This window comes from Bacillus sp. A015 (genome assembly GCF_053851875.1).
Genome location: NZ_JBSPZB010000002.1, coordinates 244,475 through 265,432, shown reverse-complemented (window position 1 = coordinate 265,432; position 20,958 = coordinate 244,475). Strand labels below are relative to the sequence as shown.

The window sequence follows — 20,958 nt, the reverse complement described above, 5'->3', positions numbered from 1 at the left end:
AAACATCCCCTGGCGGCGCTGACCTCCAGGGGATGTTTGATGTTATTTTGTTAAGGCTTTGACGATTTGTTTGAATGTCATACCTGTTTTTAAATTGAATTTGCCGGCACGAATTTCTTTATGGTAACCTGCGTCAATCACGTAATCATTAAAATCTTTAGACGAGTTAATGATTCCGTCTTTTTCAAGCATGTCTGAAACATCACTTGTGCTCATACCGTTTTTAATCACGAATTTAACCGATTTGCCTTTTGGCTTGTCCGTTGTTTGGTGATCGCTCTTAGAATCGCCGTCTTCGTTCGCTTTCAGCGCTTTTTCTTTATAATCAAGAAGCTGCTGATACGTTTCGCGGCTGACGGATACTTCTTTCTTAGAGTCTAAGTAATTTTTCACGTCAGTGTCTGTCACTTTCGCTGCGAGGGTTTCTTTTGTCGTAGAATCAGCTGCTGCTTCATCTTTTCCTGTGAGGAAAAACACGATGGCCAGAACACCAGTTGCAAGAATCATACCTGCTGCGAACGTTTGGATGCTTTTTTTCGTCATACAAGCACCCTCTCGTTGTCTTTAATGATCATGTTGACATCTTCTACAGACACATGCTCAGCGCGTGCAATCGCCTCAGGAGACATGCCATTTTGATGCTTTGAAATGATTTGTCTTGCGATAGATGGATCAATTTCTGAATGCTTGCGGACAACGATGTTTGTTTCAAGCAATTCTTCTTCAAGGACTTTCATTTTCTTTTTCAGTTTATAGATTTCTTGCATTGCAGATAGTTGAAGTGTTTCAAGTTCCTGCTCTACTTCTTTAATCGGTTCTCTTTGAAAATATGAGAATGCGACCAGTACAATACTGACAACAAGCAATCCGATAATTGCAATTTCCATGTTTCATCACCTTTTATTCATATTTTAATGCCGAAAGCCAAAAAAGGCTTTCATGATTGTTTCAGACAGTTTTCGACCCTTCTTTTTTATACCACAAAAAAGCTAGTTTCAAAAGGAATTGCTGAAGAAAATCACCTTTTTTTCATCTTTTTTCTTTTTATATGTAAAACGAGTATGAAAACCTTGCCCGCTGTCAAAATAAAAGAAGACTGATCGGATCAAAAAAAGCTGTGGATGGAAGAGGGATTCTCATCTATACAGTACGACAAAGAATGAGGTTTTATAGGGGAGAAGTCGATTTTTCATCACATGACAATGCAATGTGGATCAGGATGCGGGTGGAATGCACTGAAAAATGAAATTGGTGAAAAACATTCTAGCATTCCTAAGCTAGAAGTGGTATTATAGTTAGGTCTGAATGTGAATTGATTTTAGTTTGGAGGGAAAAATATGCGCGTAAATATTACTCTAGCTTGCACTGAATGCGGTGAGCGTAACTATATTACTAAAAAGAATAAGCGAAACAATCCAGATCGCGTTGAATTCAAAAAGTATTGCTCACGTGATAAAAAACAAACTTTACATCGTGAAACAAAGTAAGCAGCAGGGAATTTTCCTGCTGTTTTTTTATGATGGGAGATGATCCTTGTGAAAAAAGAGCTTCGTCGTCAAACAATAGCAAAGCTTGAGCAGATGAGTTCTGAGGAATTTAAACAAAACACGACTTTACTATATGAGCATCTGTTTCAATTAACCGCATGGAAACAGGCGAAAACGATTGCGCTGACCATGTCTAGAGGAAAAGAGGTACCGACAAGACCTCTGATTGAAAAGGCGTGGGAGGAAGGTAAAACAGTGTGCGTACCCACCTGTTTCCCGGAAACGAAAGAGATGACGTTTTATGAATATACACCGCAAACGAAGATGACATCCAGGTACTTTGGGCTATCGGAACCAGACCCTGAGACATCGGCAGCTGTACATAAAAAAGCGATCGATTTGGTGATTGTTCCTGGGGTATGCTTCGATCAGCAAGGCTACCGAATTGGATACGGTGGCGGTTATTATGACCGTTTCTTAGCTGACTATCACGGCGTAACACTTGCTCTTTGCCTGTCTGTCCAGCAAATAGAGCATGTTCCGGCTGAAACGCACGACATACCGGTGTCTATGATTGTCAGTGAGAAAGGTCCGTTATATCAAGAGTAAAAGTCCGCTGCTTACGCATAAGAGCGGATTTTTTGTTGATGACGTTTCACCATAGGAAAGGTGATCACTTCCGATAAAAAAGGATGTTCATGCATAAACAAATCCTATTTAAGCCACGATACGAACATAGGAGGGAATATCATGAATAAAATGATTTGGAGCATTGTGTTCACACTGTTTGCATTCGTTCTCGTGCAAAATCGTTATCGGCTGATGAATTTGATCTTAGGTCAAAATCAAGTGCGTCACTTTTTTATTAAGTGGCTGATGAAAATCCCATATTTTCGGACGAAATTTATTCGCCAAGCATTCTAATCCCGCAAAAGCCGGGATTTTTTTGTTCAGAAATGCGGATAAGAACGATTCTTGTTATAATAATGTAAAAAATGGAGCGCGAATAAATGAATGTCATAGATAGTCTATTTTGGCGAGTTGTTGATGAACTAAGACAAAAAGGATATGAGATGATTCAAAGTCCTTACCCAGAAGATGAAATATTTTTTGAAGCACCACGAAACTCAGGATATGATCTCATCCGTCTATATAGAAAAGATGTGAACTTTAGACAGGAGATCGTTCGAGATATTGAAGAGCAGACGTTTCGGATGAATCAGCTGAGAGAAGCCATGCGTAAACGATCTCTCCATCTCTTGCAGCTTCAATTTACAGCTGACGATCCAGTAGATGATTGGAAAGATATAAACGGTCAGCCGCATAAAAAACAAAAGGTGACAATTACACCTGTTTTATTCAATCAAGAAGCTCTTCAAAACGATGTGCACGAGCTGCGAAAATGGCTGAATACATCACTTTCAGTTGATGTAGAAGAGGCGAAGGCAGATACAGCTGAAGATGCCGTGCAGCTTAAAATGAACGTGCTACAGGCGTTTGACGACCAGGAAAAGCAGCGGGAACGAGAACGGGCCGTTTTTCAAAATGGCAGACCGATTTTCACCTACTTGCTGATCGCTGTTCAAGTTGTCATGTTTCTTTTACTTGAGCTGTCTGGCGGAAGTACAAATACGGCAACTTTAACTGCGTTTGGTGCTAAAAATAATGTGCTGATCTTAGATGGTGAATGGTGGCGCCTCATTACACCGATGTTTTTACACATTGGCTTGACGCATTTACTCTTCAATACATTTGCTCTTTGGTCCGTTGGTGCGGCTGTTGAGAGAATTTATGGGTCAGGAAGATTTTTGCTCATCTATTTGGTTTCCGGCATATTTGGCTCAATTGCGAGCTTTGTGTTTAATACGGCGATCGCAGCCGGTGCATCAGGCGCGATCTTTGGCTGTTTAGGCGCACTGTTATATTTAGCGATCTCTAACCGCAAGCTTTTCTTTCGGACGATGGGGACAAATATTATTGTGATCATCTTGATCAACTTAGGAATAGGGTTCACCGTATCAGGTATTGATAATGCCGGTCACCTTGGGGGCCTTGTTGGCGGTTTTTTAGCAGCCTTAGCTGTCCGCCTGCCTAAACAGCTGCAGCCTGTCAAAATGCTTCTTGCCAGTCTTCTCCTTCTGCTTATTGGCGGTTTTGGATTGTATACAGGATTTCATTCCGACGATCAAAAGGAAGCAGCGGCAACAAGTGAGGCAGCGAGTTTATTTGATGATAAGAACTATAGCGAAGCAAGTAAACGTCTAGAGGAATATGTGCACCAAAAGGATGCATCAGCTGAAGCACTTCATATATATGCACTCTCTGAAGCACAGCTGGGTCACCTTGACAAGGCGGTACAATTTTTGCAAAAGTCGCTCGAAAAAGACCCAAATGAACCGAATAAACTGTATCATTTATCATTGTTGTACGTAGAAAAAGGGGAGACAGCAAAAGCAGAAAGCCTAATTGAGAAAGCGTTAAAACAAGATCCTGAAAATGATCAATTTTTAAAGCTGAAACAATATATCGAAAATACTCAAACACGTTGAATGACTTGACTGAAAGCGCATTTATGAATACGCTTATCCTATCTGTTGATTGAAAGAAATGGTGGAAATATTGAAAACGTTATATGATGTACAGCAGCTGCTCATGAGATTTGGAAATTATGTGTATTTCGGAGATCGTGAAGTGGAGTTAGAATTTATGGCAGATGAATTGAAGGAAATGTATACATCGGGAATCATAGACCGAAACGAATGGTCAAACGCAATGACCATTCTTCAAATGGAATTGGCCAAATTAAATCGAAAAACAATGTGAAGGTGGAGGGCATATGACAGGGGATTGGTTTGTAGGGATTGATCTTGGCGGTACGACAATTAAGCTTGCGTTCATTAATCTATATGGTGAGATTCAGCATAAGTGGGAGATTCCTACGGATAAATCTGGGCAGACGATCACATTCGATATTGCCAAATCAATTGATCATAAACTGGTTGAGATCAGTATGCCAAAATCGGCTCTCATTGGTATAGGAATGGGCGCACCTGGACCCGTCGATAAAGTATCCGGAATCGTCTATAAAACAACGAATTTGGGCTGGACAAACTATCCTTTGAAAGATCACTTAGAGGCCGAAACGGGACTTCCATCTGTGATTGAAAATGATGCGAACATTGCTGCACTCGGTGAAATGTGGAAGGGTGCAGGAGATGGTGCAAAAAACATCCTTATGGTTACACTTGGAACGGGTGTTGGCGGCGGCATTATCGTAAATGGAGAGGTTGTTCAAGGTGAAACAGGTGCTGGCGGAGAAATTGGCCATATTTGTGCAGTTCCATTTCAAGGAGCACCATGTAACTGCGGAAGAACAGGCTGTATTGAAACCATTGCGTCTGCCACCGGCATCGTCCGGCTTGCAAAGGATAAATTAGAAACCGAGCAGCATACATCTTCACTTGGGACGCTCGCTTCGCTGTCTGCAAAGGATGTGTTTCAGGCGGCAGAAAACGGAGATGATCTTGGAATGCGTGTCGTAGAAGAAGTGACGACCCACCTTGGCCTTGTCCTAGCGAATCTTGCTAGTGCTTTAAACCCAACAAAGATCGTCATTGGCGGTGGTGTTTCTAAAGCAGGAGAGCTTCTTCGCAGTAAAGTAGAGCGCGTGGTCAAACATCATGCATTCCCGCCTTGTGCTGAAGATGTTGAAGTTGTCATTGCATCACTTGGAAACGATGCAGGTGTGATCGGCGGGGCATGGATGGCAAAAAATAAATGGCTGTCCTGAACAAAAAAGTCATAATGATGTCATTTTTATTAAAAAAGCGATATATGGGCATGAAATTGAATGTTTAGCATATTCATAAGTTTGTCATGGGGAAGAAGACATTGATTTTCCAGCACAGACAGGATAAGATATATTTTAGTTGTTTTTGAAGAAGCGCCAATAATTAGGGTATACCCCTAACCTGAGTGCGCGTCAAGCATAAGGAGGTTACAATGCGAAAGAAAAGATTACAGGCGATGTCATTTTTACTGATTGCGACTTTGTTAATGTGGGTCAAAACCTATGTTATCTATAAATCTAGCTTTAATATCAAAATTGAAAATTTCATGCAGGAGTTTATCCTGTTTATTAATCCGCTTAGCTTTCTCTTGTTTATCTTCGGTATCGGTTTATTCTTTAAAGAAAAAAATCGCAATCGATATATCATCGTGACGAGCTTGATCCTGACATTCATTTTGTTAGCCAACATTGTATTTTATCGATTCTATAGTGATTTTCTAACCATCCCCGTCCTATTTCAAACAAACAATATGGGTGACCTCGGGTCAAGTATTACCTCTTTAATTGAACCAGTCGATTTTCTGATGTTCGTTGATATCATCATTTTAATTTGGCTCTATAAAAAACAGCCTTCCTTTAGAACGGATGTCACCATTTCACGAAAGGAACGAGCAGCCTATTACTTATTTGTGGCAGCCACATTCTTCTTTAACCTTGGCTTGGCTGAAACTGAAAGACCAGAACTGTTAACTCGTTCATTCGACCGTGAGATGCTAGTGAAAAATCTTAGCTTATATAACTTCCATATTTATGATGGGGTTCTGCAATCGAAGCAGTCCGCTCAACGGGCCCTTGCTGACAGCAATAGCTTAACCGAAATTGAAAACTATGTAAGCGCGAATCAAACCGACCGTAACGAAAAAACGTTTGGTCAAGCAAAAGGACGAAATGTCATTCTTGTATCACTTGAGTCTACTCAGAGCTTTGTGGTCAACGAAAAATTGAATGGGAAAGAAATCACCCCGTTCTTGAACAAATTAATCAAGAAAAGTTACAACTTTAGCAATTTCTATCATCAAACAGGTCAAGGGAAAACCTCTGACTCAGAGTTTATTGTTGATAATTCTCTCTACTCACTTGGAAGAGGAGCCGTGTTCTTTACAAATCCAAGTAATGAGTATACAGCCATACCTGAGCTGTTAAAGGATGAGGGCTACCACTCTTCTGTTATTCATGCGAATAACAAAAGCTTCTGGAACCGTGACCTGATCTACGATAGCTTTGGCTACGATAAGTTTTTTGATATTAACTCATTTGATGTGAATGAAGAGAACTCAGTTGGCTGGGGATTGAAAGATGGTCCGTTCTTCGAGCAGTCAGCGGAATTGATGAAGTCTATCCCGCAGCCTTTCTATACGAGATTGATTACATTAACGAATCACTTTCCGTTTGATCTAGACGAAGAAGATAAGCTTATTGATGAATATGATTCTAAGAGCAAAACGTTAAACAAGTTCTTCCCTACAGTGCGTTATCAGGATGAGGCACTTAAGATTTTCTTTGAAAAGATGAAGGAAGCAGGTTTATACGACAACTCCATTTTTGTTTTATATGGGGATCACTACGGAATTTCAGAAAACCATAACGAAGCTATGGGACAATTCTTAAATAAAGAGATTACACCATTTGAAGAAGTGCAGCTTCAAAAAGTACCGTTTGTTGTACACATACCAGGGATAACGGATAAGAATCCAAAAGAAATTGATACGGTGGGTGGTCAGGTGGATATTCGTCCAACTGTACTCAATCTTCTAGGAATTGATACAAGTAAGCAAATTCAATTTGGTCATGACCTATTATCGAAAGATACAAATGACTTTACAGTGCTCCGTGATGGAAGCTTTATTACGAAGGACAGCATTTTCACAGACGGTGTTTGCTACAATAAAGAAACGGGCGAGCCGAGAGACGATGAAACCGTTTGTCAGTCTTATGAAGAAAAGGCGAAGCAAGAGCTTCAATTCTCTGATCAAATTATCTACGGGGATCTCCTTAGATTTTATGACCGGAGCAGCCCGGACCATTCACCTTCCAAAAAAGAAAATGAGAGTAAGTTGAAAAAGGCGTCCTAACATATGAGAAAACCTCTGCTATTTTAGAAGCAGAGGTTTTCTTTTTTTGCATGCTGGTTCATATAGTATGAGAGGAGGGATGTAAATGAAGACAACGTCGTTTGGAAAAATTGAATGGCAGCTGGATGAAGCCAAGCTGGATGATGTGGCAAAGCAGCTTGGAATAGGGAAAGCGGCTTTCCATTTATCCAATCAAACAAGTACCGAGCATCTTCTTTTACCGGGGTATAGATTCCCAGAAGGTACCCATGCATTTCATTCCATAGGTGATTTGCAGAGATTTATTTCGCCTTACCGGCTGCAGCAATCAGATGATTGGATCAACGGAACATTTGAATACGATAGTGCTCAATTAGAAGAAGAGTTAAGACATTTGAAAGCCGTATTTCCTTTTCTTCATATCAGTGTGATTGGTCATTCAGTGCTTGATACGCCTATTTATGAAATTCGGACAGAGCCTGCTCAGCATTTACATTCTATTCATCTCAATGCCTCTTTTCATGCAAATGAATGGATCACCACCTCTGTTTTATTAAGATGGTTGAAATCCCTTTGTTTAGCAGCGTCTGACCCAGTGCAAGCAAGACATTATGAAGCGGTTCATATACTGCAAACCACTGCACTATCCATCGTGCCAATGGTTAATCCAGATGGAGTGGATTTGGTTCGCAATGGCCCAGAATCACTAGGTCTAAGCAGTGAAGAATTGACATCGCTAAATGGTGGGTTTTCCGATTATCGAGAATGGAAAGCGAATATTCGAGGGGTTGATTTAAACAATCAATTTCCTGCTTATTGGGAAATCGAATACTACCGTAATCAGCCGAAGGTGCCGTCTTATAGGGATTTTCCTGGTGATCAGCCGTTAACAGAACCAGAAGCGAAAGCGATGGCAAATCTTGCGTTACGCAAGCGCTTTGACCGGCTGATTGCCCTTCATACACAAGGAGAAGAGATATACTGGGGCTTTCTTGGCCACGAACCAGCGATATCCAAAGATACGGTCAAACGATTCGAACAGGTGAGCGGCTACAAACCGATTCAATATCTTGATAGCTATGCAGGCTATCGTGATTGGTTTATTTATCAATTTCAAAGTGAGGGCTATACAGTGGAGCTTGGTCTAGGGAAGAATCCTCTTTCCATGAATCAATTTGATTCCATTTATGAAAAAACAAAGCGGCTATTATGGGAAGCTTGTAAGTGTTAAAAAGCAATTTCTTATTGTCAATAAAAACAGCGTTGAAGTGATTGACGAGAGCCTCCTTGTAAGCTATTGTGAAAGAAATAGATGTAAAAAAAAGGATATGTTTTAGGGAGATGTCGATCATTGAGTGCTCAAAGCCTGTGGAAAAGAAATTTTACTTACTTATTTGTTTCTAAAATGTGCAAAATCACTGCTGATAGTTTATCTTTCAACACCATCTTGTGGCTTTTAGTGCTAGGCGGGAAAGGGGCAATAGGGACAGCGTTTTTTATTGCGGTCAGCTTTGTTCCTCAAGCGATCGTCGGGCCATTTATTACCCCAATGATGAGGCCGCATCAATTGAAATTCTGGATGTGCTTTGCTGATTTAACGCGAGGAGTGATTATCCTTGTGATCGTGATCAGTTACTTTCATGGTTTTTCCCCATTAGCACTCATCATTGGCGGTATGCTGCTGCATTCGGCGACAGGAGGCTCCTATGAACCGGCGTCGGTATCAATTATTCCAAAGCTTGTGCATGAGGACGTCATACAAAAAGCGAATGCAACTATCCAATCAGCAAGTCATGTGGTAAGGCTTGTGACGGTTACGATTTGTGGTGTCATGATCGCGTTTGTGGGGGTAGGGTATACAATGCTTGTGATCATTCCTCTTTACCTCATATCAGCTTTATTGGTTTTAATGATTACATATCAAGCAGAAGTCATCATTGATAAAGGCAAAAAAGGGTTATCATATGGCAAAAGATTAATGAGGGGATTTTCACTTGTTAGGAGCCATCATATTTTGTTTCCATTAGCGATTTTTTGCGTCTGCTCAAACTTTGCTGCAGCGCCCTGGGAAGCATTGTCTGTTATTTATTTGACAGAAGAATTAAATAGTGGACCGGTGGTTTATTCATTGATCAAAGTCACAACAGCACTAGGCGCATTTTTGATGGGGTTTGTTTTGACAAAGATCAAAGTGAATCGGTATGGATTGCTGTTTATAGGCGCTGGGATCGTTGATGGAATCGCATTCTTCATCACAGGAATGAACGCATTATTACCACTTGTGTTTATATCAGCTTTTGCCTTAGGCGCAGCGATCAGTGCAGTCAATGTTCCCGAACATACGATGATTCAATTGTCAGTGAAGGCAGAGGATCAGCCGCAGGTGTATGCGATTATCAACATGATCTCCTACTTAATGATTCCATTAGGTGCCCTCATCGGCGGCTATATGGCGACTCTATTTGGTTCTGGGTACGTCATTGCGGCAGGAGGAATCATTGAAGCTGTTTCTGGTATCTGCCTGCTTCTGTTCACAAAGATTGGGAAGGTAGAGAGGACGGATTTGACGATAGAACGAGACAAACCTGGCTTAAACGCAACGTGATCATGGCTTTTTTAAATGAGGATAGGTTACAATGAGGACGAGGAAACATGAGGATTCAATTGAAAGGAGCAAGAAACATGGCCATAGCAGATGTCACCATCATTCCAATAGGCACTGAAACACCAAGCGTGAGTGCATATGTAGCAGATGTACAAAGAATTTTGGAAGGCTTTCAACAAGAAGGGAAAATCAAATATCAGTTAACACCAATGAATACGTTAATTGAAGGTGAATTATCCGTTTTATTTGAGGTCATTCAGCGCATTCATGAGGCACCTTTTGAAAAGGGATTACACCGAGTAGCAACCAATATCCGCATTGATGACAGACGGGATCAAACAACAACCCTTACAAGCAAATTAGAAAGCGTGAATAAGCACTTGAATCAATAAAAAAGCCTGCTACATGCAGGCTTTCAGCGAGTAGACAAACCCTCGCATTCGTTGTCAGGTCTGCGTGCCGGTGCTCACGAATGTCAAATTCGCTCCGCTCCGGTACTCGTCCTTCCTAGACTGCAAAGGTTTTCTATCACGCTGAAAAGAAGACAAAGGGCTAAAATAAAGATCATTTTAGCCCTTTGTCAACAATCTAAAAGCCTGCTACATGCAGGCTTTTAATGTGCAGTTGGATAACCGCTATAGATGATAGTCATGACGGTAAACCATCCAAAAACTAAAAATGTAGCGCCAGCAAAAGCGATGGCAAGTACGTTCACTTTTTTAAGTGAGCGATAGATGCCGAGAGCGGCTAAAATCGTGACTAGACCGAAAATAATGACGAGCATCATATGAAAATCCCCCTTTGTCATCAATCCCCTTGATTTCCTTTCTTTTCATTTTAACCGTTTTCATAAAGCTTGTCGAGTAGATTCCAGTTGACGATTGTTTGAATTTTTATTGAATAGCCTTCATAATAAAAAAGAATGAATAAAGTAGGTGATGAAAATGAATTGGAGAAGAATGCCACTAGGCTATGTACAAGCAAATGCATATATTTGGAAAAACGAGCATGGAGAATGCTTAATTTTTGATCCAGGTGGTGAAGCGCAAAAGCTGATTTCTTATGTGAAAGAAAAACAGCTAACACCGCTCGCTGTCTTACTGACACATGCCCATTTTGATCATATTGGTGCGGCAGATGAGGTGCGCGCAGAGTGGGGAGTACCACTATATGTACATGAACATGAAAAAGAGTGGCTCACGAATGCTGAGTTAAACGGCTCAGCTCGATTGATTGGAAATGGAATTACTGTCAAAGAAGCTGAAAAATTGATTACGTCAGAAGGAACTCTTCAAATCGGATCGTTTACATTAGACATATTCCATACACCTGGGCATTCACCAGGCAGTGTGTCTTACTACTCGGCGGAAGAGGGATTTGTCATTTCTGGTGACACGTTATTCCAAGGCGGCATCGGGAGAACAGATTTAGTGGGCGGCAGTCAGGAAATGCTGCTTCAATCGATTCATGACAAATTGTTATCATTGCCAGAATCAACTCTCGTTTTAAGTGGACATGGCGGGGAAACAACTGTGCTCACGGAGCAGGAGCAAAATCCTTTTATTAATGGTTTTTCTCTTTAACCGTAGGCATGAAAAAAGCAAGCATCTCTCTAAGAAGAGATGCTTGCTTTTTCTATTAATGTCCGGTGCCGGGAACCATGATGAAAATCGAATAATATGTAAATCCGGCAAAGAAAATCGTCAAGTACGCTCCGAAAATGTAAATATACATTCTTTCGGATAAATTCAAGTAGGATAAAAATACAAAAAGAACGGTTTGACCGAAGAACAGCAAGGATGCATCTTTCATATGTCCTAAATAGAACATGACAGCAAAAATACCCGTCCAAAAGCCAAGCACGCGGAACATGCGATTCATTTCTTTCCCTCCCCTTAAAAACCCCTTTGATTCATATTATAGCTGATCATCACTGGTTATGTAAACATTTACATTTTTGACAACGTGTGAACATTTATTTAGTAAGATGAAAAAATTTTTTTGAAAAAGTGTTTATGCCTAAATACATAAGGGTACTTACTCCATAAGAGAAAAGGTTAACGACCTAAGGAGGAAGACTAATGAGTGACATTACTTTTTATTCATACCCGAGCTGCACGTCTTGCCGCAAAACAAAACATTGGCTAAAGGCGAATCAAATTGATTTTAAAGAGCGTCACCTTTTCAGAGAAACCCCAACTCTAGATGAATTAAAAAAGATTCTTTCCTTAACGACAGAGGGAATGGATGAAATTTTAGCCACGCGAAGCCAAGCTTTTAAAAGCTTAAATTTAAATATTAATGATTTAAAAGTAAACGAGGTACTTGAGCTTCTCATTGAAAAACCAAAGTTGCTGCGGAGACCGATCATCATTGATGGGAATAAGTTAGTGGTTGGCTATAATCCAGGGGAACTCATGAAAATATCAAAAAAGAAAGCGATTCATCAATCGGTTTCCTAATAAAAAACGAAGATCAGCTGAAACATGCTTCAGCCGTCTTCGTTTTTGTGCTGAACTGGGCTAGCTGGGTTCGAACCAACGATCACGGAGTCAAAGTCCATTGCCTTACCACTTGGCTATAGCCCAATATCAAACGTGTAATGATATTGTTCACCATCTGCGGTCATTTATACATAAAGTTTGGTTTGTCACTAGTTTTAAGTGAAAAAGGAGCGAAAGAAATAAATGAAAAATGAAAAATCTGAGCAATTATATGAATTTATTCTAAAAGAAGCCCCTGTCATGACCGAAGAATGGCTGAAAACAAGAACAGAAGAAGGTTCATTATACTCTAAACATGGTTCAGAGGAGACAGAAAAGAAGCTGAAGGAACAAAACAAAGCGTTTATTCAAACCATTGCAGCGACGCTTGTAACGGTATCAGACAAAGTAGAGAACCATTTGAAAAAGTGGTCTGTTGATATCGCACGTGATCGAGCAGTTCACGAGGTGCCTTTATATGAAATCATCGGCCAATTTAAGGTATTCCGCCACATCTTCTGTTCGAGAATTGAGACATTCACACAAGAAACAGAGCTAGAAGTGACGCTGCAAGATGTGTGCGGATGGAATCAGCATTTTCACGGGACGTTTGATGATATGATTGAGCGTTTATCAGAAGAATATGACCGCGTGACACTGAGTCAGCTAAATGCACAAAGAGAAATGATCCAAGAACTTAGTGCCCCTGTTATTCCAGTATCAAAAGAGATCGGGATTTTACCGCTGATCGGCGAAATTGATACGTACCGGGCCAAAATTATTTTGGAGTCAGTACTAGAACAGGCTTCAAGACTGCGTTTGATCCATTTATTTATTGATATATCTGGCGTACCAGTTGTTGATACAATGGTTGCTTATCAGCTCTTTAAAGTGGTTGATAGTGCGAAGCTTCTAGGAATTGAGACGATTATTTCAGGTATCCGGCCAGAGATTGCTCAGACAGTTGTCAAACTTGGCATTGATTTCTCAAAAGTAAATACTGAACATAGCCTTGCAAAAGCGTTAGAAAAGAGAGGATTCCGTATCTTTGAAGAGGCAATATGATCAAAAAACCTGCACTTGTAAAAGTCAGGTTTTTTGATTTACTCTTTTTTATATTTAATAAAATGCATCCTAAGTTAAGGATTTTAACGCTTTATCAGTCATTAAAATCGTGAAATGCGCTTTTGTCAGACTGGTTCCTCCATCTTACAATAGGGTCAGAGAAAGGAGTGAACCACTTGTATGGTATTGAATATTTGGGACAAGAGCTGCTAGAAGAAGCATGCCGCATGAGAGCATCTGATGTGCATATTGTCCCAAAAGAAAAGGAAGCTTCGGTATCTTTCCGTGTAGACTCAGATTTAATCCAGCAGCGAGCCATTGATAAAAAAAGCGGGGAGCGGTTAATTGCTCATTTTAAATTTTTATCCTCCATGGATATCGGCGAAAAAAGGAGACCGCAAAACGGGTCATTGGCTGTGATGCTAAGAACTGGCCAAGTGTTTGTTCGAATGTCTACATTACCGACTGTAAATGATGAAAGTTTAGTGATTAGGATTTTACCGCAGGATCATATCCCGAAAACAAAATATCTGTCGTTATTTCCGAAAGCCTCAGCCAGATTATTATCATTTTTGAATCATTCGCATGGACTCATTTTATTTACTGGGCCAACCAATTCAGGGAAAACAACAACACTTTATTCATTGATACAGTTTGCAAAAAAGCATTTTAACCGAAATATTATTACACTTGAAGATCCTGTGGAAACAAGAAATGAAGAAGTGTTACAGGTCCAAGTCAATGAAAAAGCAGGCATCACGTATGCGGCGGGATTACGCGCTATTTTAAGACATGACCCAGATATGATTGTGCTAGGAGAAATAAGAGATGCTGAAACAGCCAAAACGGCAATTAGAGCAGCACTGACAGGCCATTTAGTGATGAGTACGCTGCATGCGAAAAATGCAAAAGGTGCCCTTTACCGAATGCTTGAATTTGGTGTGACGATGAATGAGCTCGAACAAACAATGGTTGCGATTGCTGCGCAGAGATTAATCGAGCTCAAGTGTCCATTTTGCGGGGAAACGTGTCAGCTATATTGCAAATTAAATCGACCGGTCAGACGAACGAATGTTTTTGAATTACTTTACGGAAAGGAACTTGGTGAGTGTATCAAAGAGGCCAAAGGAGAATATGCTCACTCGTCATATGAAACACTGCAAAGATTAATTCGTAAAGGAGTGGCACTGGGCTATCTATCGAAAAACACATATCATCGCTGGGTTTATGAAGAAGCGAGTCTCTAAAGCCTGGTCTAGAAGAGAACAAGCTGAATTTCTATCAAAACTTGCTCAATTGATTCAAGCTGGATATACATTGATTGAGGCATTAACGATGGTGAATATCCAGTTATCAAAGAAGCAACAGCAGCTATTAACAAGGGGCATTCAGTGGCTGCTTGAAGGGGAGTCTTTTTATGTGGTGCTGGAGAGACTCCATTTTCAGCGGGAAGTCATCGCCATTCTCTGTTTTTCAGAGAAGCATGGCAGTCTAGCACGCGCTCTTGAGCAAAGCTCACGTTTTTTAGAGAAAAAAATCAAGCAGTTAGACACGTTCAAACGTATGTTACGGTACCCGATCTTCCTCGTCTTTACGGTCTTGGTTGTGCTGATACTTGTTCAGCAGATGATCATTCCTCAATTTTCTTTATTGTACTCATCGATGGATACCCGCATGTCATGGCTGATCCAAGGGATGTTTGGACTCTTTCAATTCCTACACGCTTTCCTCCTCATCATAGGCTGTATGTGTATCTGCCTGGCTGGATATTATCATGTCTTTTTTAGGAAAAAGTCAGCCCTTGAGAAACTGAGAGTGATGAGCAGGCTGCCTGTGTTATATAAAGGGATGCAGCTGATGCATACGTATCTTTTTTCCCTTCAGCTAAGCGGGCTTCTTCAAGCTGGATTATCGATGTATGAAAGCTTGCAAGCTTTCAAACAGCAAAGCTATTTACCCTTTCTTCAAGAAATATCTGAACAGATGATTGGAGAATTAAGAAAAGGAGAAAGCATGGAACATCAACTAAGCGGGTCTCCTTTTTTCGAAAAACATTTTGCAGCTGTCATCAAGCATGGTGAAGCTAGCGGGATGCTTGCAAGAGAATTGTACACGTATAGTCAGTTCCTATTAGAGAATGCAGAGCTGAAAATTGAAAAATGGGTTTCATGGCTGCAGCCGGTCATATATGGTTTGACAGCGCTCCTTATCCTCATTGTGTATTTATCTATTCTTTTACCGATGTATGAACTAATGGAACAAGTGTGAGGAGGAGGACAAAGGCATGAATGATAAAGGATTTACACTGTTGGAAATGTTAATTGTCATGCTCGTGATTTCCATTCTTTTACTCATTACCATTCCGAATATCACACGTCACCATCAAAGCATTCAAGCGAAGGGCTGTGAAGGGCTCAAATCAATGGTGAGTACACAGGTGATGGCATATGAATTAGAGCATGATGGCAAGACACCATCTTTAGCTGAATTAGAAAAAGAAGGCTATGTCAAAAAGGGATTAACTTGTCCTAATGGAAAAGCCATTGTCATTCAAAACGGCGACGTGAAGCATGAATAAATTGCTTTTACATGAGAAGGGTTTTACCCTTATTGAACAGCTCATGATCTTACTTATTTTATCTATTCTATTGTCGATCATAGGAGGAAAAGTCCCAAGTATATTAGAAAGTGCTGAAGCAAAAAAACAAGTGAACATCATGAAACAAGATCTCCAATTGGCTGCTTATACGGCATTTATCAAAAAAACCCGTGTGAATGTTGACATTCATCCACACCATGTATCCTATCAGATAATATATCAAAATGGTGATGAGGTGATTGCTTCTTATCAGCATAAAAAAGGCATCATCAAGCATTCTACATTTCCACAGGGGATCCACTTTAATGTAAATGGACATCCGAGCAGCGGCGGATCTCTCATTGTTCAATTTGGCAGTCAAACTTATAAACTCACGATTTATTTAGGGAGCGGGCGGATCCATGTTCAAAAACAATAGAGGATTTAGTACGTTTGAGATGCTGTTAGCTTGCCATACCTTTCTATTTGCAGCTCTTGTACTCATGCCAGCCTATGAAAAACTAATGATGGGGAAAAAGGAATTAAGAGCAAAACTTGAAGCTTACCAAGTGTTACATGAACATATGAACGAAGCGTTCATAGAAGGTACAAAGCCATCCGTCAAAAAGAAGAGAGGCGAGATCACATATGAACTCCATTGGAGTAAACAGAAGGGATGTGTATCATACAAAGTACAAAAAAAGAAGACGATATGCTTTCGTCATGTTGAACGATGAACAGGGATTTACACTTGTACAAGCTTTGTGGCAATTGCAACTATTTCTGTTCCTTTCTTTTGGCTGTGTGCTCATCTTTTCTGTTGCAGAGAAAGCCCATCCATTTGAAGAAATCAACCAATTTTCACAAATGGAGTGGAAGCAAACTGTACTGCAATTAGAGGAGGAATTAAGCCGTGCACTGGCTGTTAGAGCGGTGAAGAAAGGAAAAGCGTTAGAATATATTTCCGACCAAGGGCGAGTTGTGAGGGTTGAGCCATATCAAGAGATGCTGCGGAAGCGAATGGATCAGGCAGGGCATCTTCCTTTATTGCAAAAGGTGAAACAATTTCGCGTCAGAACAGATCAGCAAACAACAAACCTTGAAGTCACAGATGTATCTGGTAAGGTGTATGAAGCCGTTTTTTTCACATATAAAGGAGTGGTTCCTAAAACGTGAAAAGTGAAGAAGGGTTTATCTATCCGCACGTACTTGCTACGAGTCTTTTCTTCCTTTTGATCCTAGGCTCGATGACGATTGGGTTTCAAAATGAGCTGAAAAGTGCAGAGCTGACGATTTCCTTTTATAAAAAACAGCAGCTATTTAGAATGGGTGTAAGTGAGGCTGCGAGCAAATTAAATCGTATTTGTGATCAGCCGAATACTCATGTGGACACTGAAGAAGGACGTGTGACATTGAAACAGATCGGGTGTGATCAAAAGAAAAAACTTGTCCACATGCTGGTCGGCGTTAAAACAAAGGATGGTTTAGCAGATGAGCGGGAATTGGTGATGGATGGGAAGACCGGTGAAATCATGAAATGGACAATCCCTGATTAGCCAGTGTATAAAATCACACTCTTCCTGGTAACACTTTAAGGAAGAAGAGGTGAATGTTCGTTGAAAACAAATGACTATGTAAAATATATGACACAGGAAATCATTAAATATATGAATACACCACGTGACGAACGGAAGGAACATAAACAAGAAAAGATGGAAACAAAACCACCATTTTCACAGCGTTTATTTGGTGTTCTGCCGTTTGGCTTTTCAATGATGCTAAAAAAACGACATCGACAAAAGTAAAAAGCCGCCAGCAGGCGGTTTTTTTGTGCCGCTTTAGCTGTATTCTTCAACGACAATGACTTTATTGACCTTGTTTGAGTAAGGGTTATAGGAAATGGTGACAAATACCCCAAATTCTTTGGCATGATCTTTTAATGTAATATGATACTGTTTCACAGATTCTTTTTCCCGGTGCCTGTCCCATACTTTTTGTTTAAATAAGACTTGTGCTAACGGATATCTTTTCTTTGCTTCTTTGACAGCTCTTGTTTCCCATTGATCTGCGGCAGTAGTGAATCCTCTCGCATCTGCAGGTTTGGCGTCTTGTATGACAGGACCCAACAGTAAACTGAGCATGATCATGATTTTTCCATATTTCACTTAACATCACCTCATCAATTATTATCCTGACCAAATCCTACACTTTTATGTAAATTTTTAAGAAGTACAAATGTCACAGAAAAAAATATAGAATATGGCGAAAGAATGAGAAAATGGAAGAATTTTCTCGCAAGAGTTCTTGTTTAAGAACAAAATGGACTAATTTGACGTTTTGGGTTTTATAGGTATTTCCTTATACTGAATATAATCGTTCTCTTTAAAGAACAATCGTCCAAGGAGTTGGAAGAATGAAACAGTCGCTCTTTGTACTCTTTAGTGCCATTTGTTTAATTTTCACGTCTCTTCTTATCACATCTACTAACGCTTCTTTTAACGATGTCGAGCATACAAATTTTGTGATGAACACGTGTGAAGATTTTGAACAGACAGACCAGCATTGTCAGCCAAAGAAATGGGATAAAAGTGATTTAAAGCTCATAGATCAAACGATGATCGAAGGAACAGTCTGTGCGCCTCAAAAGCTGAGCATGACATTAAAAAATATTGGACAATCCATAGCACACTCTGAATGGAAGTGGGAATTACACAAAGTAGAAAGTGATCAGAAACCATTACAGGATGGTCATATTCTTGAAAAGAGCTCTATACAGCACCTTTCATCAGAAGAAACGACGACTGTCACAACAGATAAAGCAAAAACGAATGGAATCTATGCATTTAAAATCTATTTTCCTAATGGATTTGGTGCATCTGAAAAAACATTCTTTTGGTCTAAACATATGCAGCTCTCAAGCTGTCAAGAAAAGATATCCTAAATGGAGCTGTCTGCTGAATGAAAAAAATGATATGAGAAGGGGAGAAGGGACATGAAAAAATGGATGAAAATGTCTGGCAGTATTCTTTACGCAACGGTTTTCACGATGATGATTGCATGTATTATTGTCGTGTTGTCATCAAGAACAACAGGTGGAGATCCTCAGATTTTCGGTTATCAATTCAAGCAAGTATTATCTGGCTCAATGGAACCGGAATTTTCGGCTGGGTCGCTGATTGTAGTACAACATGTGACCTCACCTGATACGCTCAAAAAAGGGGATATTATCACTTTTCAAACGAAGCAAGACAAGTCCTTTGTGACTCACCGAATTGTTGGTGTAAAAGGAAATGGGACAAATAAAGCCTTTGAGACCAAAGGAGACCACAATATGTATCAAGACGGCACGCTGGTAAAAGCGGATCAAGTGGTTGCGCAGTATACGGGAATGAACATCCCTTATGCAGGAAAGCTTCTTTCGTATGCCGGTACTTCGGCTGGAACCGCTTTGCTGCTGATTATACCAGGTGTGATGCTGCTCGTTTACTCAACAATTCATTTTGTGGGTGCTGCGAAACATCGAAGACACACGGCTGATTTACATATGTCAGAGAAGCAAGCATAAATTTTCGTTTGTAACCTCATTAGGTTTCAATAAAACAATTTATTAGGGGGTTTATTCATGGCTATCAAAAAAACAATTCGTTTAGGTGTATTATCAGGGGCATTAGGCCTTGCTCTAATCAGCGGGGGAACTTGGGCGGCGTTTAATGATGTAGAAAAGGCAAACGCGGTCTACTCGACAGGAGAGCTGAATTTATCTGCAAAAGAGAACTCCGGCGCCATCAACCTTGCGAACTTAAAACCTGGTGACCGAATAAAGAAAGAATTTAATTTTGAAAATAAGGGGTCGCTTGCGATTAATCAAGTGCTGATGAGTCTTGATTATAGCCAGTTTAAAGATGGAACTTCTGCGAAGAATGGCGGTAAGAATACAGCTGAAGAATTCCTCAGCCAGTTTCAGGTGAGTGTTCTTACGGTTGGAGCCGAAGGTGGAAATGGTTATCCGAAAAATATCATTTTAGACCATGCAAACCTGCTTGACCTGCATCAATTAACGTCAAAACAGGATCAGACCGCATTTGAAAAGCTTCGTCATGCCGTCGATGAGAAGTTTTTACATGAAAGTGGTAAAATTAATGTAGCAACCGTTGATGGAACAGTGGCTCCAGAGTATGACGGCATTCCAAAGAATCCGTTTGATTACGATAAAATGGAAATGATCATTGAATTTGTCAATGACCAGACGAAGGATAAAGCTGGTCACTATATCCAAAATAAATACCAAGGCGATGCGATTCAAATTGATCTTTCCTTCGAAGCGACTCAGTGGAATGGTTTAACGATCAATCCCAAAAAGCATACGGATGAAAAAGGCTACGTGAAAGAAAACGAAAAAGCACACAGCGAAGATAAAAAATAAATCCAGTCTTTAGACTGATATAAGCTCTGCATAGCAATTGGAGGAGTATGCGCTAAAACGTGCGCTTTACTCCTCTTCTTGCTGTTTTTTCCAGATTTGATAATCTAAAAATTCACGAAATTGCTTTTTCGAAACCCCTGATGTCATTGCATCTCGAACTAGTTTTTCCCATTCACTATCTAATTGACCATCGTATTCGGTTTCATCTTTTTCGTGTAACAGTGTATGAACCGAGACGTCCAGAACAGCGGAGATTTTTTCAAGAAATTGAATGGAGGGGTTTGTTTGCAAGTTTCTTTCTATTGAGCTTAAATAAGACTTCGCTACCCCAGCCTTTTCGGCCAGTTCTGATAGTGAGTAGCCTTTTTCATTGCGGTATTGTTTAATACGCTGGCCAATCAATGTCATCACCTTCC

30 protein-coding genes and 1 tRNA gene are annotated in these 20,958 nt (G+C 40.2%); 24 read left to right on the top strand and 7 right to left on the bottom strand.

From position 1 onward, the window contains the following. Positions 1-42: 42 nt before the first annotated feature. Together ACSLGF_RS03025 and ACSLGF_RS03020 are read right to left on the bottom strand one after the other, a co-directional pair. A complete protein-coding gene (locus tag ACSLGF_RS03025) occupies positions 43-543 on the bottom strand; it encodes an endolytic transglycosylase MltG (protein ID WP_456002427.1) in 501 nt (166 codons plus the stop codon). Continuing rightward, complete coding sequence (locus tag ACSLGF_RS03020; protein WP_456002424.1) at positions 540-887, bottom strand: hypothetical protein; 348 nt, start codon at positions 885-887, stop codon at positions 540-542. Before ACSLGF_RS03020 ends, ACSLGF_RS03025 begins: the two co-directional genes overlap by 4 nt. 450 nt (positions 888-1,337) lie before the next feature. Here ACSLGF_RS03020 and rpmG point away from each other — a divergent pair, with 450 nt between their 5' ends. The 10 genes from rpmG (at position 1,338) to ACSLGF_RS02970 (ending at position 10,385) form a co-directional block, all read left to right on the top strand. Beyond that, positions 1,338-1,487, top strand: coding sequence for a 50S ribosomal protein L33 (rpmG, locus tag ACSLGF_RS03015; protein ID WP_008360061.1), 150 nt, complete (start codon positions 1,338-1,340; stop codon positions 1,485-1,487). Between the two features lie 48 nt (positions 1,488-1,535). Further along, positions 1,536-2,096 (top strand): 5-formyltetrahydrofolate cyclo-ligase, encoded by a 561-nt coding sequence (locus tag ACSLGF_RS03010; RefSeq protein WP_456002421.1) that lies wholly within the window; start codon positions 1,536-1,538, stop codon positions 2,094-2,096. A 141-nt stretch (positions 2,097-2,237) separates the two neighbouring features. After that, the gene (locus tag ACSLGF_RS03005; protein WP_017367602.1) at positions 2,238-2,411 is read left to right on the top strand and encodes a hypothetical protein; all 174 of its coding nucleotides are present in this window, start codon (positions 2,238-2,240) and stop codon (positions 2,409-2,411) included. Between the two features lie 86 nt (positions 2,412-2,497). Continuing rightward, on the top strand, positions 2,498-4,036 hold the full coding sequence (locus ACSLGF_RS03000) for a rhomboid family intramembrane serine protease (protein ID WP_456002418.1): 1,539 nt from the start codon (positions 2,498-2,500) through the stop codon (positions 4,034-4,036). A 70-nt stretch (positions 4,037-4,106) separates the two neighbouring features. Further along, positions 4,107-4,310, top strand: coding sequence for a YqgQ family protein (locus ACSLGF_RS02995; protein WP_456002415.1), 204 nt, complete (start codon positions 4,107-4,109; stop codon positions 4,308-4,310). 13 nt (positions 4,311-4,323) lie between these two features. Then, entirely contained in the window at positions 4,324-5,277 is a 954-nt protein-coding gene (locus tag ACSLGF_RS02990; protein ID WP_456002412.1) for an ROK family glucokinase, read from the top strand. A gap of 212 nt (positions 5,278-5,489) precedes the next feature. Continuing rightward, complete coding sequence (locus tag ACSLGF_RS02985) at positions 5,490-7,409, top strand: LTA synthase family protein (protein WP_456002409.1); 1,920 nt, start codon at positions 5,490-5,492, stop codon at positions 7,407-7,409. Between the two features lie 85 nt (positions 7,410-7,494). After that, positions 7,495-8,619 carry a M14 family metallopeptidase gene (locus ACSLGF_RS02980; RefSeq protein WP_456002406.1) on the top strand — a complete coding sequence of 375 codons (1,125 nt, stop codon included), beginning with the start codon at positions 7,495-7,497 and terminating at the stop codon, positions 8,617-8,619. 120 nt (positions 8,620-8,739) lie between these two features. Next, entirely contained in the window at positions 8,740-9,993 is a 1,254-nt protein-coding gene (locus tag ACSLGF_RS02975) for an MFS transporter (protein ID WP_456002403.1), read from the top strand. Positions 9,994-10,070: 77 nt separating this feature from the next. After that, complete coding sequence (locus ACSLGF_RS02970; protein ID WP_024427984.1) at positions 10,071-10,385, top strand: MTH1187 family thiamine-binding protein; 315 nt, start codon at positions 10,071-10,073, stop codon at positions 10,383-10,385. Between the two features lie 221 nt (positions 10,386-10,606). Here the strand turns inward: ACSLGF_RS02970 and ACSLGF_RS02965 are convergent, their stop codons facing one another. Beyond that, positions 10,607-10,780 (bottom strand): DUF2759 domain-containing protein, encoded by a 174-nt coding sequence (locus tag ACSLGF_RS02965; protein ID WP_003217333.1) that lies wholly within the window; start codon positions 10,778-10,780, stop codon positions 10,607-10,609. A gap of 157 nt (positions 10,781-10,937) precedes the next feature. Here ACSLGF_RS02965 and ACSLGF_RS02960 point away from each other — a divergent pair, with 157 nt between their 5' ends. Next, positions 10,938-11,576 carry an MBL fold metallo-hydrolase gene (locus ACSLGF_RS02960; RefSeq protein ID WP_456002400.1) on the top strand — a complete coding sequence of 213 codons (639 nt, stop codon included), beginning with the start codon at positions 10,938-10,940 and terminating at the stop codon, positions 11,574-11,576. A gap of 55 nt (positions 11,577-11,631) precedes the next feature. Here the strand turns inward: ACSLGF_RS02960 and ACSLGF_RS02955 are convergent, their stop codons facing one another. Continuing rightward, positions 11,632-11,874, bottom strand: coding sequence for a DUF2626 domain-containing protein (locus ACSLGF_RS02955; protein WP_003217440.1), 243 nt, complete (start codon positions 11,872-11,874; stop codon positions 11,632-11,634). 200 nt (positions 11,875-12,074) lie between these two features. On the opposite strand from ACSLGF_RS02955, the gene ACSLGF_RS02950 reads away from it, so the two are divergent. Then, positions 12,075-12,455 carry a Spx/MgsR family RNA polymerase-binding regulatory protein gene (locus tag ACSLGF_RS02950; protein ID WP_034319603.1) on the top strand — a complete coding sequence of 127 codons (381 nt, stop codon included), beginning with the start codon at positions 12,075-12,077 and terminating at the stop codon, positions 12,453-12,455. Positions 12,456-12,510: 55 nt separating this feature from the next. On the opposite strand, the gene ACSLGF_RS02945 is transcribed toward ACSLGF_RS02950, so the two are convergent. After that, positions 12,511-12,581 (bottom strand) — tRNA-Gln (locus tag ACSLGF_RS02945). Between the two features lie 99 nt (positions 12,582-12,680). On the opposite strand from ACSLGF_RS02945, the gene ACSLGF_RS02940 reads away from it, so the two are divergent. From ACSLGF_RS02940 to ACSLGF_RS02900, 9 genes are all read left to right on the top strand, one after another. Further along, complete coding sequence (locus ACSLGF_RS02940; RefSeq protein WP_456002397.1) at positions 12,681-13,541, top strand: STAS domain-containing protein; 861 nt, start codon at positions 12,681-12,683, stop codon at positions 13,539-13,541. A gap of 176 nt (positions 13,542-13,717) precedes the next feature. After that, positions 13,718-14,788, top strand: a complete 1,071-nt coding sequence (gene comGA, locus ACSLGF_RS02935) for a competence type IV pilus ATPase ComGA (protein ID WP_456002394.1) — start codon at positions 13,718-13,720, stop codon at positions 14,786-14,788. Beyond that, entirely contained in the window at positions 14,769-15,809 is a 1,041-nt protein-coding gene (gene comGB / locus ACSLGF_RS02930) for a competence type IV pilus assembly protein ComGB (protein ID WP_456002391.1), read from the top strand. The genes comGA and comGB overlap by 20 nt, the downstream gene beginning before the upstream one ends. A gap of 16 nt (positions 15,810-15,825) precedes the next feature. Continuing rightward, the gene (gene comGC / locus ACSLGF_RS02925) at positions 15,826-16,119 is read left to right on the top strand and encodes a competence type IV pilus major pilin ComGC (RefSeq protein WP_008360227.1); all 294 of its coding nucleotides are present in this window, start codon (positions 15,826-15,828) and stop codon (positions 16,117-16,119) included. Then, positions 16,112-16,558, top strand: coding sequence for a competence type IV pilus minor pilin ComGD (gene comGD / locus ACSLGF_RS02920; protein ID WP_456002388.1), 447 nt, complete (start codon positions 16,112-16,114; stop codon positions 16,556-16,558). The genes comGC and comGD overlap by 8 nt, the downstream gene beginning before the upstream one ends. Further along, positions 16,542-16,856 carry a competence type IV pilus minor pilin ComGE gene (gene comGE / locus ACSLGF_RS02915; RefSeq protein WP_456002385.1) on the top strand — a complete coding sequence of 105 codons (315 nt, stop codon included), beginning with the start codon at positions 16,542-16,544 and terminating at the stop codon, positions 16,854-16,856. The genes comGD and comGE overlap by 17 nt, the downstream gene beginning before the upstream one ends. Further along, positions 16,843-17,295 carry a competence type IV pilus minor pilin ComGF gene (gene comGF, locus ACSLGF_RS02910; protein WP_456002382.1) on the top strand — a complete coding sequence of 151 codons (453 nt, stop codon included), beginning with the start codon at positions 16,843-16,845 and terminating at the stop codon, positions 17,293-17,295. The genes comGE and comGF overlap by 14 nt, the downstream gene beginning before the upstream one ends. Next, positions 17,292-17,675 carry a hypothetical protein gene (locus tag ACSLGF_RS02905; RefSeq protein WP_456002379.1) on the top strand — a complete coding sequence of 128 codons (384 nt, stop codon included), beginning with the start codon at positions 17,292-17,294 and terminating at the stop codon, positions 17,673-17,675. The genes comGF and ACSLGF_RS02905 overlap by 4 nt, the downstream gene beginning before the upstream one ends. 60 nt (positions 17,676-17,735) lie before the next feature. Continuing rightward, a complete protein-coding gene (locus tag ACSLGF_RS02900; protein ID WP_008360237.1) occupies positions 17,736-17,924 on the top strand; it encodes a YqzE family protein in 189 nt (62 codons plus the stop codon). Between the two features lie 33 nt (positions 17,925-17,957). Here ACSLGF_RS02900 and ACSLGF_RS02895 read toward each other — a convergent pair whose 3' ends face one another. Beyond that, positions 17,958-18,284, bottom strand: a complete 327-nt coding sequence (locus ACSLGF_RS02895; RefSeq protein ID WP_456002376.1) for a YqzG/YhdC family protein — start codon at positions 18,282-18,284, stop codon at positions 17,958-17,960. 248 nt (positions 18,285-18,532) lie between these two features. On the opposite strand from ACSLGF_RS02895, the gene tapA reads away from it, so the two are divergent. Genes tapA through tasA form a run of 3 tightly spaced genes read left to right on the top strand, consistent with a single transcriptional unit; the run spans position 18,533 to position 20,542 of the window. After that, positions 18,533-19,060 (top strand): amyloid fiber anchoring/assembly protein TapA, encoded by a 528-nt coding sequence (gene tapA, locus ACSLGF_RS02890; RefSeq protein ID WP_456002373.1) that lies wholly within the window; start codon positions 18,533-18,535, stop codon positions 19,058-19,060. Positions 19,061-19,111: 51 nt separating this feature from the next. Beyond that, on the top strand, positions 19,112-19,684 hold the full coding sequence (gene sipW, locus ACSLGF_RS02885) for a signal peptidase I SipW (RefSeq protein ID WP_456002370.1): 573 nt from the start codon (positions 19,112-19,114) through the stop codon (positions 19,682-19,684). Positions 19,685-19,741: 57 nt separating this feature from the next. Further along, positions 19,742-20,542: a biofilm matrix protein TasA gene (tasA, locus tag ACSLGF_RS02880; protein ID WP_456002367.1), complete on the top strand. Its 801-nt coding sequence runs from the start codon at positions 19,742-19,744 to the stop codon at positions 20,540-20,542. Positions 20,543-20,608: 66 nt separating this feature from the next. On the opposite strand, the gene sinR is transcribed toward tasA, so the two are convergent. Next, positions 20,609-20,944 carry a transcriptional regulator SinR gene (gene sinR / locus ACSLGF_RS02875; RefSeq protein WP_099726659.1) on the bottom strand — a complete coding sequence of 112 codons (336 nt, stop codon included), beginning with the start codon at positions 20,942-20,944 and terminating at the stop codon, positions 20,609-20,611. Between the last annotated feature and the right edge of the window lie 14 nt (positions 20,945-20,958).